Below are 692 nucleotides of genomic sequence, written 5' to 3'. Positions count from 1 at the left end.
GGTGATTATGGCTTGAAGGTAACACCCGTACCCATTCCGAACACGAAGGTTAAGCTTCAAAGCGCCAATGGTACTGCCGGGGAGGCCCGGTGGGAGAGTAGGTCGTTGCCAGATAAATACATGGCTGGATAGCTCAGTCGGTAGAGCAGAGGACTGAAAATCCTCGTGTCCCTGGTTCGATTCCTGGTCCAGCCACCAAAAGCTAAGTATAGTAATATACTTAGCTTTTTTTATATTTCAGCATAGTTTTGTGAGTATTGTGTATATATTATAAATAGCATGTTGATACTTTTTCAAATCAGATTACATTTATATATAATTGTATATCCAATAAAGTAAATATCTACACTATTTATTAAATTAGCATAGAAGCTTGCTTTTTATTTTAATGAAATTCAAATAAACTGCATCACGTGTATCGATATACCGTATTTAGAGTATAATGGATAATAATCAAGTATGCTATGTTTAATTCAATTTAATAAAGATTGGGGATGATAGCATATAAATTAAATTATGATAAGATAACATTCGTCGCTGAAATGAGCGGCAAACAATCAAATCAAGACAATAAAAAATGAAACATTTTAGTTGTTGACAAGATTTGAAAATGTATGTTATTATGATTAAGCTGTTTTAAACAGTATGATCAATAAGTTGTTAACGAAATTAAAAAAAGTAGTTGACAAGTT

The 692-nt window shown here is 32.5% G+C and carries 1 tRNA gene and 1 rRNA gene; both read left to right on the top strand.

Annotated features, from left to right (window positions below):
• A 5S ribosomal RNA gene (gene rrf, locus CRN98_RS17345) occupies positions 1 to 114 on the top strand; the annotation flags it as partial.
• A gap of 8 nt (positions 115 to 122) precedes the next feature.
• Positions 123 to 198, top strand: a tRNA-Phe gene (locus CRN98_RS17340).
• Positions 199 to 692: the final 494 nt, after the last annotated feature.

It is taken from the genome of Clostridium peptidivorans, assembly GCF_900205925.1.
In the GTDB taxonomy this organism is placed as follows: domain Bacteria; phylum Bacillota; class Clostridia; order Clostridiales; family Clostridiaceae; genus Clostridium_AK; species Clostridium_AK peptidivorans.
This window is presented reverse-complemented; position numbering and strand designations above follow the sequence as displayed.